A 15000-nucleotide genomic window follows, 5' to 3' on the forward strand; every position below is an offset into this window, starting at 1 on the left:
TCACGATGACCACGCCAGAAAAAGACGACACCCCAAGCAACCGCCTGCCGGAAGGGAAGATTCCGCAGCTGCGGGTGATGCCGGGCGCCCCCGATGCCAACATCTATGGCGATGTGTTCGGCGGCTGGATCATGGCCCAGGTCGACATCGCCGGCTCGCTGCCGGCCACGCGCCGCGCGAATGGCCGCGTCGCCACCATTGCCGTCAACTCCTTCCTGTTCAAGAACCCGGTGTTCGTCGGCGACCTGCTGTCGTTCTACGCCGATATCGTCAAGGTCGGCAACACCTCGGTGACGGTGTACGTCGAGGTCTACGCCGAGCGCAACCGCCTGCAGTCGAACATCGTCAAGGTGACGGAAGCGACCCTGACCTACGTGGCCACCGGCCCGGACCGCAAGCCGCGCCAGCTGCCGCCGCTCGAATCGCTGATCCACCACCAGCAGCAGTAATGGAGGGGCTGCGCCGCGCTTTCCTGCTGGACGCGGCGCACTGGTCGGCTGCAACTGCTGCTGCAGCCACGGCCGGCCTCGGCTTCACGGCCAGTGCCAGCGCAGCCGGCACTTCTTATCCCTTCAGCCTTGGCGTCGCCTCGGGTTCGCCACTATCCAATGCGGTGATCCTGTGGACGCGCATCCTGCACGATCCGTTGAACGCAGCGTCGACGCCCGCGCTCGCCCTCACGGTGCGCTGGGAAGTGGCCGAGGACGAAGCCTTTCGCAAGGTGGTCGGCAAAGGCAGCGCGGTCGCTTCCCCTGCCCTCGCGCACAGCGTGCACGTCGACGCCACCGGCCTGCAGCCGGACCGCCCCTACTGGTACCGCTTCATGCTGGGCGATGCGGTCAGCCCTGTCGGCCGCACCCGCACCGCACCGGCGCCGGGCAGCATGCCCGCGATGCTGAAGCTGGCGGTGGCGTCCTGCCAGCACTGGGAGTTTGGCCACTACGCGGCGCACCGCCACATCGCCCAGGCCGCGCCCGACCTGGTGGCCTTCCTCGGCGACTACATTTATGAGTGGGGCCCCTACCAGCTGCGCCACCCGCCGCGCGCGGTGCGCGTCGACGAATCGTTTACGCTGGCCCAGTACCGCGCGCGCTATGCGCAATATAATAGCGATCCGGACCTGCAGGCCGCGCACCGCGCCGCACCCTGGATCGTGACCTGGGACGACCACGAGGTAGCCAACGACTACGCGGGCGATGTCGACGAGCGGCTGTCGAAAGACTTCGCGGCAAGGCGCGCGGCCGCCTACCAGGCCTTCTACGAACACATGCCGCTGCGCCTGCCCGTACCCAAGGCCGGCTTCGGCTTCCTGCGCATGCACCAGCGCTACGACTGGGGGCGCCTGGCGCGCTTCCACGTGCTCGACGACCGCCGGCACCGCTCGCCGCTGGCCTGCTCGAAACCTGGCCGCGGCGGCTCGAACGTGGTGCTGGCGCGCGCCTGCGCCGAGCTGCGCGACCCACGGCGCACTATGCTCGGCGGCGAACAGGAAGCCTGGCTGGCCCAGGGCCTGTCGTCCTCGAAGGCACGCTGGAACATCCTGGCCCAGCAGACCCTGGTGGCGCAGTCGAGCGGCGTGCCGGTGCAGTCTCCCGGCGACGGCCGCTTCTGGACCGATGGCTGGGACGGCTATCCGGCGGCGCGGCAACGCTTATTGGAGTCGATTGCGCAGAGCGGCGCGCGCAATCCGCTGGTGCTGTCGGGCGACGTCCACACTTTCTATGCGGCCGAACTGCGGCGCGACTTCGAGCGCCCGGCGTCCAAGGCGAATCCGGTGATCGCCACCGAATTCTGCGGCACCTCGATCACCTCGAGCTCGCGTCCGCAGGCGCGCACCCAGGAAAACGTCGCGCGCAACCCGCACATCCTGTACGGACGCAGCGACCGGCGTGGCTACATGCTGCTGGAGATCACGCCGCAGGCGGCGCGGGCGCGTTTCATGGCGCTGGACGAGGTGCGCGACGCCGCATCCGGCCAGTCGCTCGCCGCCGCCTTTGCGGTGGAAAACGGCATACCAGGCGTCCGGCAAACGCGCGGCTGAGCGCACGCGGTACATACGGGCATGACAAAAAGTTCAATGGTTATAAGTAACTGGACGGTATTGGCTTAAAATGTCCAGCCCGGGCCCCGCCCTGTCCTGCTCTGCCGTGAACGCCATGCCCGATTTCCCTTCTTCCCCGACCGCAGCGAACGACGACCTGGGATGGCTCACGGGCGGCGGCGAAATGGGCGCGCTGATCCGCAGCATGGACTGGACGAAAACGCCGCTCGGGCCGCCCGCCACCTGGCCGCAAAGCCTGCGCACCTCGGTCAGCCTGTGCCTGTCGTCGACTTTCCCGATCCTGATCGCCTGGGGACCAAGCGACATCCAGATCTACAACGACGCCTACCGCCCGATCTGCGGCGATCTTCACCCGCAGTCGATGGGCGGCGCCTTCAAGGAAGTCTGGGCCAGCGCGATGCCGGTGGTGGGCGACGCCTTCGAGCGCGCGCACCAGGGCGAGGGCACCTACATCCGCGACCAGCGCATGTTCCTCGACCGCTACGGCTACCTGGAAGAAGCCTTCATGACCTTCTCGTTCTCGCCGATCCGCGACGAATCGGGCGAGGTGGGCGGCATCTTCCACCCGATCTCGGAAGCCACCGCCACGGTGCTGAACGCGCGCCGCACCCAGGCCCTGCGCGACCTCAGCCTGGACATCGGCGACGCCCGCACCATCGCCGACGTCGCGCGCGGCGTCACGACCCAGCTCCCGCACATGACGCTGGACCTGCCCTTCCTGCTGCTGTACCAGATCGACCTCGAGACCGGCAAACTGCACCTCTGCTGCCAGGCCGGACTGGGCGACCATGCCGACCTGGCGCCGGAAACGGTAGAACCCGACGACACCCTCTGGCCCTTTGCCCGCACCGCCCTGGAAGGCAAGGCGCAGCGGGTCGACGGCCTGGCGCCGCGCTTCGGCGAGCTTGCTTGCGGTCCCTATCCGCAGCCGCCGGGTTCGGCGATGGTGCTGCCGATTACCCTGCCTGGCCAGGAAGCGCTGTTCGGCTTCGCGGTGGCCGGCGCGAGTGCAGCGCGCGCCCTCGACGCCGACTACGAGCATTTTTACGAGGCCCTGGGCGCCGCCCTCAGCACCGCGGCCGGCAACGTCGTCGCCTACGAAAAGGAGCAGCGCCGCGCCGAGGAGCTGGCCCAGATCGACCGCGCCAAGACCGCCTTCTTCTCGAACGTCTCGCATGAATTCCGCACGCCGCTGACGCTCATACTCGGCCCGCTCGACGAGGCCCTGGCCGATACCGGGGAACCGCTGCCGCCAACCCAGCGGCGCCGCATCGACGTCACCCACCGCAATTCGCTGCGCCTGCTGAAGCTGGTGAACTCGCTGCTCGACTTCTCGCGCATCGAGGCCGGCCGCGTGCAGGCGACCTATGTGCCGACCGACCTGGCGCGCCTGACCGCCGACCTGGCCAGCGTATTCGAATCGGCCATGGCCAAGGGCGGCCTGCGTTATGAAGTCGACCTGCAGGACCCGGGCCAGCCGCTCTGGATCGACCGCGACATGTGGGAAAAGATCGTCTTCAATTTGCTCTCGAACGCCTTCAAGTTCACCTTGCAGGGCGGCGTGCGCGTGACGCTGTGCGAACACGCCGGCATGGCGCGCCTGAGCGTGCAGGACAGCGGCAGCGGCATTCCGGAAGCGGAACTGCCGCGCGTGTTCGAGCGATTCCACCGCATCGAGGGCACGCCGGGACGCACTTTCGAGGGCACCGGCATCGGCCTGGCGCTGATCCAGGAACTGGTGCGCCTGCATGGCGGCAGCATCGCCGTGCACAGCGTGCTGGGCGAAGGCACGCGCTTCGACGTCGACATCCCGTTCGGCCACGCTCACCTGCCGCAAGAGCGCATCGGCGCCGGCGAGCTGGCCGATGCCGCTGGCGGGCCCCAACGCATGGGCGCCGCCTTTGTCGAGGAAGCCTTGCGCTGGCTGCCGGATGAAACGGCAGCCCCGGTGGAACGGCCGGCATCGGGCAGCGCCCTGCAGCCGGCCGAGCCGCTGCCGCGCATCCTGATCGCCGACGACAACAACGACATGCGCGCCTACCTGAAGGCCCTGCTCGATCCGCACGCCGAGGTGACGGTGTGCGCCGACGGCGAAGCGGCTTTCGAGGCGGTGCAGCGCGATCTTCCCGATTTGCTGCTGAGCGACGTGATGATGCCCAGGCTCGACGGCTTCGGCCTGATCGCCAGGATCCGCGCCACGCCGGCCCTGCGCCACCTGCCGGTCATGCTGCTGTCGGCGCGCGCCGGCGAGGAAGCCAAGGTCGAGGGCCTGCAGGCCGGCGCCGACGACTACCTGGTGAAGCCTTTCGCCGCCGGCGAGCTGCTGGCGCGCGTGCGGCGCCAGGTGGAGCTCGGGCACGAGCGCCAGCTGCAGCTGCAGGCCCTGAGCATGCGCGAATCGTATTTCCGTTCCCTGATCGACGGCGCGCCAGTAATCATGTGGACCACCGACGAGGCGGGCATGTGCACCTACCTGAGCCGACGCTGGGCCGAATACACGGGCCGCAGCTGGGCCGAGGACGAGGGCATGGGCTGGATGCAGGCGGTCCACCCCGAGGACTACCCGCGCACCCGCGACGCCTTCCTGGAAGCGAATGCGACGCGCACCTCGTTCAAGGTCGACTACCGCCTGCGCCTCCAGGACGGCAGCTACCGCTGGTTCGTCGATAGCGGCACGCCGCGCGTGGACGAAGCCGGCCGGCCGAACGGCTACGTCGGCACTGTCACCGACATCCACATGCGCACCCTGCTGCAGATGCGCCTGGAGCAGGTGGCGCGCGTCGGCGACATCGGCGTCTGGTATGCCGATGCGCCCTTCAGCGAATTTCGCCTGAACGCGCAGATGGCTGCCCACCTGGGCCTGGACGGGCATGCCGACGTCACGATCGACGCCCTGCTGGCGGCGGTCGATCCGGAAGACCGCGCGCGCGTGGGCGGCGGCATCGCGCGTTCGCTGGAAAGCGGTTGCGCGCTGGACCTCGAGTTCCGCCATGCGGCCAGCCAGGACGGAGCGGACGGGAACGGCGCGCACGCCACACGCTGGCTGCGCGCGGTCGGATGGTGCGACCTGAATGAAAAGGGCCAGCCCCAGGGCTTCGACGGCGTCACCCTCGACATCAGCCACCACAAGAACGCCCAGCAGGAGCTGCAGCGCCTGGCCTCGGAACTGTCCGAGCGCAACCGCATGCAGAGCGAATTCCTGTTCACGCTGGCGCACGAGCTGCGCAATCCGCTGGCGCCGATCCGCACCGGCCTGGAGCTGATGCGGGTGAATCCGGCTGTAGCCCAGGCCGGCGACGTGCAGGGGATGATCAAGCGCCAGGTCGACCACATGGTGCACCTGGTCGACGATTTGCTCGACATGGCGCGCCTGTCCGAGGGCAAGGTCGAGCTGCGCCGCAGCGCCGTGCTGCTCGGCGAGGTGGTGCAGGACGCGGTGGAGATGAGCATGCCGCTGGTGAGCGCCGGCGGCCACCGCCTGGCGCTGCACCTGCCGCAGGCGCCGCTGCCGCTGTACGTCGACCGCCACCGCATCGCCCAGGTGCTGAGCAACCTCCTGAACAACGCCGCCAAGTACACGCCGCGCGGCGGCCAGATCGACGTCTACGCGTCCGTCGAAGGCGGCGAGGTGCGGATCGGCGTGACCGACAGCGGTATCGGCATCGAAACCGGCATGCTGTCGGCGATCTTCGACATGTATGCCCAGGTACAGGAGCACGCCACCATGGCCCAGGGTGGCCTGGGCGTGGGCCTGAACCTGGTGCGGCGCCTGGTCGAGCTGCATGGCGGCCGGGTGACGGCCTACAGCGCGGGGCTGGGCGCAGGCAGCCGCTTCACGGTGATCCTGCCGTACGAGGCGGTGGCGCTGGAGGAGCCGGATGCGCCAGCCGACGTCCCGGCACGCGAGCCGGAGCCGGCCGGCGACGGCCTGCGCATCCTGGTGGTCGACGACAACGCCGACGCCGCCGAGATGCTGCAGGCAGTGCTGGAAATGAGCGGCCACGCGGTGGCGGTGGCCTACGACGGTAAGGAAGCCCTGGCGCGCGCCGCCAGCTTCCGCCCGGACGCCGTCTTCCTCGACATCGGCCTGCCCGACCAGAGCGGCTTCGAGGTCGCCCAGGCCCTGCGCCGCATCGACGGCATGGACCGCGCCACGCTGGTGGCGCTGACCGGCTGGGGCGCGATTGAAGACCGCCAGCGTTCGAGCGAGGCCGGGTTCGATGCGCACCTGACCAAGCCGGCGGACCTGGACCGCGTGCATGAGGTGCTGCGCGACGCAGCGCACAAGGCCGGCCGGTAAGACAACCGTCAGTCAGCGGCGCTTCTCGTAGGGTGGGCACTCGTGCCCACGCGGTTACGTGTTTATCCGCAGTCCGTGGCTGGCGACACTCGCTCCGAGACGCGGATGACGGCCCGAGGCGCTATCGAGATGCATTGAGATACGCCGGCAAGGCGCGTGATTATCGACCAGATGGCGCGCAAACAATGCGCATCGTTCCGCGTGGGCACGAGGTGCCCACCCTACGAAAAGCACGATCACCTCGCCGCTTGCACGCAAAAAAAAAAACCGGCATCGCAATGCCGGTTTTTCATTCAACAGCTTGAACCTCAAGCCGTCTGCTTTTCATCCCGCAGCTCGCGGCGCAGGATCTTGCCGACGTTCGTCTTCGGCAGCGTTTCGCGGAATTCCACATGGCGCGGGCGCTTGTAGCCGGTCAGCTCTTCCTTGCAGAAGGCCAGCAGCTCTTCGGCGGTCAGCTTCGGATCCTTCTTCACCACGTACAGCTTCACCGCTTCGCCCGAATGCTGGTCGGGCACGCCGACGCAGGCCACTTCCAGCACGCCCGGGTGCGACGCCACCACGTTCTCGACTTCGTTCGGGTACACGTTGAAGCCCGAGACGATGATCATGTCCTTCTTGCGGTCGACGATGCGGGTATAGCCCTTCTCGTCCATGATGCCGATGTCGCCGGTCTTCAGGAAACCGTCGGCGGTCATGACCTTGGCGGTTTCGTCGTCGCGCTTCCAGTAGCCCGCCATCACCTGCGGGCCGCGCACCGCGATCTCGCCGGACTGGCCGAAGGGCACCGGGTTGTTCGCTTCGTCGAGGATCAGCACCTCGGTCGACGGCAGCGGCAGGCCGATGGTGCCGGTGAAGGACTTGATGTCGCAGCGGTTGGCGGTGACCACCGGCGAGGTCTCGGACAGGCCATAGCCCTCGACGATCGGCGTGCCGGTAATCGCCAGCCATTTATCGGCCACGGCCTGCTGCACCGCCATGCCGCCGCCCGGGCAGACCAGGTAGGTCGAGTGGTCGAGATTGGCGAATGCCGGCTGGTTGACCAGGCCGTTGTACAGCGTGTTCACGGCCGGGAAGACGTTGATCTTGTACTTGCCGAGTTCCTTGATGAAGCCGTCCATGTCGCGCGGGTTCGGGATCAGCACGTTCATGCCGCCCAGGCGCATGCCGAGCAGCGCGCAGACGGTCAGCGCATAGATGTGGTACAGCGGCAGTGCGCACATGAATTCGAGCTGCTTGCCGGCCGGGGCCTTGCCCAGCGAAGGGCCGAACCAGGCTTCGTTCTGCAGCACGTTGGCCAGCACGTTCTTGTGCAGCAGCACGGCGCCTTTCGACACGCCGGTGGTGCCGCCGGTGTACTGCAGGAAGGCGATGTCCTCGTGGCCCAGTTTCACGGGCTTGAAGCTACGGCGCGCGCCATCGGCCAGCGCCTTCTTGAACGGCACATGCCCAGGCAACGACCAGGCCGGCACCATCTTTTTCACTTTACGCACGACGAAGTTGACAATCGTACCCTTGATACCGCCGAGCATGTCGCCCATGGTGCCGACCACCACGTGTTTCACTTGCGTGTTGGCGATCACCTGCTCCACGGTGTGGGCAAAGTTTTCCAGCACGATCAGCGCTTCGGCGCCGGAATCGTTCAGCTGGTGCTGCAGCTCGCGCGGGGTGTACAGCGGGTTCACGTTGACGATGGTATAGCCGCCGCGCAGGGCGGCCGCCATGGCGACCGGGTATTGCAGCACGTTCGGCAGCATGATCGCCACGCGCGCGCCCTGCTGCAGGCCGCGGCTTTGCAAAAAGGCCGCCATCTGCTGCGACAATTGGTCCAGCTCGCCGTAGGTGATGGCCTTGTCCATGCAGGCAAAGGCCTTCTGGCCGGCGTACTTGCGGAAGGATTCTTCCAGCAAATGGGTCAGGGAGCGGTACTGCGTCGGGTCGATGTCCGACGCCACTCCTGCCTGGTACGACTTGAGCCAAAACTTGTCCATCTCTGCCTCGCCTTCTTAAACTCTGTATCCAATAAAATGCAAAACCGCCCGGACTATCCCGGGCGGTCTTGGCCGGCCAGCCTGCGCCGTACTGCTCGCGTCAGGCCGCTTCTTTCTGTTTCTGCTGCTGTTCGTCGCGCAGCGCGCGCCGCAGGATCTTGCCGACGTTGGTCTTCGGCAGTTCGTCGCGGAATTCGATGTACTTCGGTTTCTTGTAGCCGGTGAACTGCGCCTTGCAGTATTCCTGCAGCACGCCTTCGGTCAGGTTCGGGTCCTTGCGCACAACGAACACCTTCACCGCCTCGCCGGAGTGCTCGTCCGGCACGCCGACGACCGCGCATTCGAGCACGCCCGGGTGGCCGGCGATTACGCCTTCGAGTTCGTTCGGATACACGTTGAAGCCCGACACCAGGATCATGTCCTTCTTGCGGTCGACGATCTTCACGTAGCCGCGCTCGTCCATGATGCCGACGTCGCCCGACTTGAAGTAGCCTTCCGGCGTCATGACTTTCGCGGTTTCGTCCGGACGGTTCCAGTAGCCGGCCATCACCTGCGGGCCGCGGATGCCGATCTCGCCGGTCTGGCCAAGCGGCAGGATATTCCCGTCGTCATCCAGGATGGCGATGTCGGTCGACGGCACCGGCAAGCCGATGGTGCCCGTGAAACCCTGCTCATCGGCACGGTTGCAGGTGGCTACTGGCGAGGTCTCCGACAAACCATAGCCCTCAATGATACTCTTGCCGGTTATTTGTTTCCACTTGTCATTAACCGCTTGCTGGACGGCCATACCGCCGCCATTCGCGGTCTTCAGCGTGGAAAAGTCGAGGCTGGCGAAGTCCGGGTGATTCACCAGCGCGTTGTACAGCGTGTTCACGGCCGGCAGCGTGGTGATCTTGTACTTGCCCAGTTCCTTGATGAAGCCCGGGATGTCGCGCGGGTTCGGGATCAGGATGTTCATGCCGCCGACACGCATGCCCCACATGGCGCAGGCCGTCAGCGCGAAGATGTGGTACAGCGGCAGCGCACACACGATGTTCGGGAACTCGACCGCAGGCGGCTGCGACAGCGCGGGCTGGGCCCAGGCCTCGGTCTGCAGCACGTTGGCGATGATGTTGCGGTGGGTCAGCGTGGCGCCTTTCGAGACGCCGGTGGTGCCGCCGGTGTATTGCAGGAAGGCGATGTCGGATGCGCTCAGCGTCGGCGCGGTGTACGGCATCTTCGCGCCCTGCGCCAGCGCATCCTTGAAGCGCACCATGTTCGGCAGGCTGAACTCGGGCACCATCTTCTTGATGCTGCGGACTACGAAATTGACCAGCATGCCCTTGGCGCCGCCCAGCATTTCGCCCATGCTGGCCACGACGACGTGGCGCACCGGGGTGTTCTTCAGCACCTGCTCCACGGTGTGGGCAAAGTTTTCCAGCACGATGATGGCTTCGCTGCCCGAATCCTTCAGCTGGTGCTCGAGTTCGCGCGCGGTGTACAGGGGATTGACGTTGACGACGGTATAGCCGGCACGCAGGATCGCGGCAATCGCGATCGGGTTTTGCAGGATGTTCGGCATCATCACCGCCACCCGCGCGCCCTTGGCCATGCCGCGGCTTTGCAGCCAGGCCGCCAGGCGCTTCGAGCAGGCATCGAGCTCGGCGTAGGTGAGGAACTTGTCCATGCAGACGTACGCATTGTTCTGCGCGTACTTCTGGAAAGACTCTTCCAGCAGGTGGACGAGGGACCGGTACTGGTCCGGGTTGATTTCAGCTGGTACGCCAGCTGGATACGACTTCAGCCAAATCTTGTCCATCAGATGCCCCTGTCTCCAATAGTATCGTTGTCGTTCAGCCTACGTTATCAAATTATATTTGAAAACCGAACGTGCGTGCTTATGCCTTTGCTATTGCCGCATATGATGCTATCGGGCAGCGCGCTCCTATGCAAGCGCTTTTGCCTTAATTGGAACAGGGACTCTACGGCGCATTTTATGGCATGGCTGCATTGGTGCGTTGCACCATCACCGGCCCGCCTGGCGCAGTCGCATCGAACAGCTTCAAGGCGCCGTCCGTTCCGACTTGTCGCGCTTCGACAGCTGCGTGACTTCCTGATAGAACTTGCGGAAATCCTTGTCACGACGCAGCATCGCACGGAAGGCCGGCACGTAGTCGTTGTAGGTGGCAATCGAGGCCAGGTGGGCATTCGACAGCGGCTCGGCGAAGAAACGGTCGTAGCCGGCATAGCCGCCCCACTGCGCTTTCAGCACCTGGTACTCGTCCTTCAACCCCATGAACAATTTCGCCTTGGCGATGCGCTTGTCCTCGTCGCCGACCGGGGACGCATAGGTGCGCTCGAGCTCGCGCCGGTATTTCAGCAGCAGTTCGAGAAAGCCCTTGCGCCGTACCGAATAGCGCTCGTAGGCGTCGCGCATGGCCGGGTTCCCGAACTTCTCCAGCCACATTTCCACGCCTGCTTCCTCAACCGCGCTGGCAAAGGACTCGTTGAAGCGCGAGTCGCCCGGCACGTACACCACCTGGTGCGCCAGCTCGTGGAAGATCAGGCGCGCCAGTTCGGCGTCGGGGTAATTGATGAAGGTAGAAATCAGGGGGTCGCTGAACCAGCCCAGGGTGGAATAGGCGCTGACGCCGCCGACCTCGACGTCGCGGCCTTCCTCGCGCAGTTGCCTGGCGTAGGCCTGGGCATCGTCCTTGTTGTAGTAGCCGCGGTAGTTCACGCAGCCGGCCACCGGGAAGCACCATTGCAGGGGTTTGAGCGAGAGCTCGGGCGTGGCCACCACGTTCCACAGTACGTACTGGCGTTTCAATGCGGCGTAGTTTTTATAACTGCCGTTGTCCGGCAAGCCCATCTTCTGGACCGCGAACAGGCGGATCTGGCGCGCGGTTTCCAGACGGTGGCGCAGGGAGGTCTTGGTGCTGGGATCGGCCAACCAGTCGTCGATTGGCCTTGCATCGGAGAGGAGTTCAAGCTGGCCTTGCGCCGCCTGGGTGTAGTAATTCAGAGTAGAACAACTGGCAAGCATTCCGGCGGCAGCGCCCGCAATGAGCGCAGGCCGGAAGAGTCGGGGTAGTCTAAGGAGTAGTTTCTTCATGTCCGGGTCGGGGCGCGGCCTTTTCGACCTGCACCAGGGTGTCGTAGAAAGTGGGCGCCCGTCCCATGTCGGTCAGGCGCTGGCTGGTGACTTCATTGGCGTTCTTGCCGTCGCTGGCGAGTTTCTTCCACCAGATCGACAAGCCCACCACGAGGCCCGGTCGCGCTTTCTCGGTCACGCGCGCCTTGGCAACAAACGAGCCGCGGTCGTTGAAGATACGTGCCATGTCACCGTGAACGATGCCGCGCGGGGCGGCGTCGTTCGGGTGGATGTCGAGGTGCGGCTCGCCCTCGGTTGCACGCAGGCTCTGTACATTGACAAACGTTGAGTTCAGGAAGTTCCGTGCCGGCGGAGAAATCATCGCCAGCGGGTACTTTTTTGCCAATTGCGGATTCGAAGCCACCGACTCATACGGCGCGATATACGTCGGCAATGGGTCGAGGCCATCGCGCTCCATCGCGCTCGAATAAAACTCGCACTTGCCCGACGGGGTCGGGAAACCGCCCTCGGCAAATGGCGCGTCCGGCATGTTCAGCTTTTGCCAGCCCTTCTGCTTCAGCGATTCCCAGTCGAAGTGAATCGCGCGTTCATGACGCTTGTCGAAGGCCTGGGCGGCCAGCTCCTCGTCGCTCTCCTGGAAGCAGGGATCGTCATAGCCCATGCGCGCGGCCAGCAAACGGAAGATCTCGGTGTTCGGCTTGGCTTCGCCCAGCGGCGCAATCGCCGCGTTGTTCGCCATCATGTACAAGTGGCCATAGGCCAGGTGGGCATCGACATGCTCGAGCTGGGTCGTGGCCGGCAGCAGGATGTCGGCGTAGTCGGCACTGTCGGTGCGGAACTGTTCCATCACCACGGTGAACAGGTCTTCGCGCTCGAAACCGGCCTGCACCTTGGCTGAATCCGGGGCAATCGCCAGCGGATTGGCGTTGTAGACGATCACGGCTTCGATCTTCGGGCCGAATTCCGGCGAGGCATCCTTCAGCAAGTCGTCGCCGATGGTGGTCATGTTGATGGTGCGTACCTGGCGCCCTGCCAGCAAGTCCGGGCGCTGCAGGACAGCACGGTTCGCCGGGAAGGAACCCGAGGTCGACAGCTGGATGCCGCCGGCCGCATGGCGCCAGGCGCCAACCAGCGCCGGCAGGCAGCTCATGTTGCGCACGGCCATGCCGCCGCCTTTCGCACGCTGCACGCCATAGTTGCAGCGGATCGCCACCGGATCGCCACGCTGGGCGGTTTCGCCGTACAGGCGTGCCAGCTCGACCACTTCCTGGGCGCTGATGCCGCAGGTCTCGGCGGTACGCTCGGGCGTCCATTCGGCGGCGCGCTCCTTCAGTTGCTCGAAGCCAAGGGTGTGATCAGCGATGTAGTGGTGGTCGAGCAGGTCTTCCTCGATCAGCACGTGCATCAGGCCCAGCGCCAGCGCCGAGTCCGTACCTGGCAGCAGAGCAATGTGTTGGTGGCACTTCTCGGCTGTCAGCGAGCGGTAGGGGTCGATGGCGATCAGTTTCGCGCCGCGGCGCTTGGCTTCCTGGGCGCGCATCCAGAAGTGCAGGTTCGAGGCGATCGGATTGCCACCCCAGATGACGATCAGTTTCGCATCCTGGAACTGCTCCATGTCGGTGCCGATCGAGGCGCCGATCGTGTACTTGTAGCCGGTAAAGCCGGCGGTGGCGCAGATGGTGCGGTCGAGCAGCGAGGCGCCGAGCTGGTTGAAGAAACGCAGCGACATCGACTCGCCCTGCACCAGGCCCATGGTGCCGCAATAGCTGTACGGGAGGATGGCTTGCGGGTCGCGTTCAGCAATCGGCTTCAGGCGCGCGGCGATTTCATCCAGCGCTTCGTCCCACGATATCTGTTCGAATTTCCCTTCGCCCTTCTTGCCGACGCGGCGCATCGGATGCAGTACGCGGTCCGGCGAATAGGTACGCTCGACGTAGCGCGAGACCTTGGTGCAGAGCACGCCGGCGGTGGTTGGATGGTCCGGGTCGCCGCGCACCGCGGTGGCCACGCCGTCCTCGACGGTGACGAGGATGGCGCAGGTATCGGGGCAATCATGGGGGCAGGCGGCGCGGACTTGGGTGATGCTCATTTTGAATCAGTTCCAGGGAAAAAACGTCGAGAAACCAATACTTTATCCGATTCCGGCTGGCTTCGTTGCGGATCGTCCCGGGGCTGCTGCCGGGCTGGATTTCATATGGTGACAAGGGCTACAATAGTTCGCACATGCGTACCGCTGACATGCTGCTAGGGAGAAGACAAATGAGACTCGTGGAACCTATCCTCGCTTTCCAGACCGAACTGGAACAGATCCGGCGCGACATCCACGCCCATCCGGAGCTGTGCTACGAAGAACAACGCACTGCCGACGTGGTGGCCGCGCGCCTGACCGAATGGGGCATTCCCGTCGTGCGCGGGCTGGGCATCACCGGCGTGGTCGGCATCATCAAGAACGGCAACTCGCCGCGTGCAATCGGCCTGCGCGCCGACATGGACGCGCTGCCCATGCAGGAACTCAACACATTTGACCATGCGTCGCGCCACCCCGGCAAGATGCATGCATGCGGTCACGACGGTCATACCGCGATGTTGCTGGGCGCAGCCCACTATTTGTCGCATCACCGCAACTTCGACGGCACGGTGTACCTGATTTTCCAACCCGCCGAAGAAGGCGGCGCCGGCGCGCGCAAGATGATCGAGGATGGTCTCTTCGACCAGTTTGCTATGGATGCGGTGTACGGCATGCACAACTGGCCCGGCCTGCCGGCGGGCAGCTTCGGCGTGATTCCGGGGCCGATGATGGCATCGAGTAACGAATTCCGCGTGACCGTGAAGGGCAAGGGCGCGCACGCCGCGCAACCGCACCGCGGGATCGACCCGGTGATGGTGGCGGTGCAGATTGCGCAAGCGTGGCAAACCATCATTTCGCGCGAAAAGAACCCGCTGGAAACGGCGGTGCTGTCGATTACGCAGATCCACGCGGGCAGCGCCACCAATGTCATTCCCGATGAGGCGGTGCTGATCGGGACCGTGCGCACCTTCTCGACCGCCGTGCTGGACTTGATCCAGCGGCGCATGGAAGAGATGGCTTCCGGTGTTGCGGCCGGGTTCAATGCGTCCGTGGATTTCGGCTTCAAGCGCAATTACCCGCCGCTGATCAACGATCCTGAAAAGACCGCGTTCGCGGTCGAGGCGATGCGCGCGGTGGTGGGGCCGGCGGCCGTGAACACGGCAGTCGAACCGACCATGGGCGCGGAAGATTTCGCCTTCATGCTGCAGGCCAAGCCGGGCTGCTATGTGTTCATCGGCAACGGCGACGGCGAGCACCGCAGGGGTGGGCATGGGCTGGGGCCTTGCCAGTTGCACAATGGGAGTTACGACTTCAACGATGGGCTGCTGCCGATCGGGGCGAGTTATTGGGCAAGGCTGGTGGAGATGAGTTTGCCGGCGGGGTGACGTTGGTGGTTTTCAAGCGGTGAGGCCGCGTGGGCTCAAGAGCCCACCCTACCGATGCCGTATCTATGGACTCCACCCGTTTTGCAAGAAGAAGATTGAA

8 protein-coding genes are annotated in these 15000 nt (G+C 65.2%); 4 read left to right on the forward strand and 4 right to left on the reverse strand.

Translation table 11 applies throughout. From position 1 onward, the window contains the following. Nucleotides 1–5 precede the first annotated feature (5 nt). From QWL29_RS23305 to QWL29_RS23315, 3 genes are all read left to right on the forward strand, one after another. Nucleotides 6–449 carry an acyl-CoA thioesterase gene (locus QWL29_RS23305; protein ID WP_305825238.1) on the forward strand — a complete coding sequence of 148 codons (444 nt, stop codon included), beginning with the start codon at nt 6–8 and terminating at the stop codon, nt 447–449. Further along, nucleotides 449–2041, forward strand: coding sequence for an alkaline phosphatase D family protein (locus QWL29_RS23310; RefSeq protein ID WP_305825239.1), 1593 nt, complete (start codon nt 449–451; stop codon nt 2039–2041). The genes QWL29_RS23305 and QWL29_RS23310 overlap by 1 nt, the downstream gene beginning before the upstream one ends. Nucleotides 2042–2111: 70 nt before the next feature. Further along, nucleotides 2112–6362, forward strand: coding sequence for an ATP-binding protein (locus QWL29_RS23315; protein ID WP_305825240.1), 4251 nt, complete (start codon nt 2112–2114; stop codon nt 6360–6362). Nucleotides 6363–6670: 308 nt separating this feature from the next. Here QWL29_RS23315 and QWL29_RS23320 read toward each other — a convergent pair whose 3' ends face one another. The 4 genes from QWL29_RS23320 to QWL29_RS23335 all read right to left on the reverse strand — a co-directional run bounded on the left by QWL29_RS23320 (nt 6671) and on the right by QWL29_RS23335 (nt 13536). Then, nucleotides 6671–8353, reverse strand: coding sequence for a long-chain-fatty-acid--CoA ligase (locus QWL29_RS23320; RefSeq protein WP_305825241.1), 1683 nt, complete (start codon nt 8351–8353; stop codon nt 6671–6673). Between the two features lie 100 nt (nt 8354–8453). After that, nucleotides 8454–10151 carry a long-chain-fatty-acid--CoA ligase gene (locus tag QWL29_RS23325; protein WP_305825242.1) on the reverse strand — a complete coding sequence of 566 codons (1698 nt, stop codon included), beginning with the start codon at nt 10149–10151 and terminating at the stop codon, nt 8454–8456. A gap of 243 nt (nt 10152–10394) precedes the next feature. After that, nucleotides 10395–11378, reverse strand: coding sequence for an aminopeptidase (locus tag QWL29_RS23330; RefSeq protein WP_305825243.1), 984 nt, complete (start codon nt 11376–11378; stop codon nt 10395–10397). Nucleotides 11379–11427: 49 nt separating this feature from the next. Continuing rightward, nucleotides 11428–13536: a molybdopterin-containing oxidoreductase family protein gene (locus QWL29_RS23335; RefSeq protein ID WP_305825244.1), complete on the reverse strand. Its 2109-nt coding sequence runs from the start codon at nt 13534–13536 to the stop codon at nt 11428–11430. 170 nt (nt 13537–13706) lie between these two features. On the opposite strand from QWL29_RS23335, the gene QWL29_RS23340 reads away from it, so the two are divergent. Then, entirely contained in the window at nt 13707–14900 is a 1194-nt protein-coding gene (locus QWL29_RS23340) for a M20 aminoacylase family protein (RefSeq protein WP_305825245.1), read from the forward strand. Nucleotides 14901–15000 lie beyond the last annotated feature (100 nt).

This window comes from Massilia brevitalea (genome assembly GCF_030711405.1).
Classification (GTDB): domain Bacteria; phylum Pseudomonadota; class Gammaproteobacteria; order Burkholderiales; family Burkholderiaceae_D; genus Telluria; species Telluria brevitalea.

What these genes read in the sequence shown, in the direction of transcription:
- QWL29_RS23340 (WP_305825245.1), top strand. Translation starts at nt 13,707, where the DNA reads ATGAGACTCGTGGAACCTATCCTCGCTTTCCAGACCGAACTGGAACAG.
- QWL29_RS23315 (WP_305825240.1), top strand. Translation starts at nt 2,112, where the DNA reads ATGTCCAGCCCGGGCCCCGCCCTGTCCTGCTCTGCCGTGAACGCCATG.
- QWL29_RS23330 (WP_305825243.1), bottom strand. Translation starts at nt 11,378, where the DNA reads ATGCTTGCCAGTTGTTCTACTCTGAATTACTACACCCAGGCGGCGCAA.
- QWL29_RS23335 (WP_305825244.1), bottom strand. Translation starts at nt 13,536, where the DNA reads ATGAGCATCACCCAAGTCCGCGCCGCCTGCCCCCATGATTGCCCCGAT.
- QWL29_RS23325 (WP_305825242.1), bottom strand. Translation starts at nt 10,151, where the DNA reads ATGGACAAGATTTGGCTGAAGTCGTATCCAGCTGGCGTACCAGCTGAA.
- QWL29_RS23305 (WP_305825238.1), top strand. Translation starts at nt 6, where the DNA reads ATGACCACGCCAGAAAAAGACGACACCCCAAGCAACCGCCTGCCGGAA.
- QWL29_RS23310 (WP_305825239.1), top strand. Translation starts at nt 449, where the DNA reads ATGGAGGGGCTGCGCCGCGCTTTCCTGCTGGACGCGGCGCACTGGTCG.
- QWL29_RS23320 (WP_305825241.1), bottom strand. Translation starts at nt 8,353, where the DNA reads ATGGACAAGTTTTGGCTCAAGTCGTACCAGGCAGGAGTGGCGTCGGAC.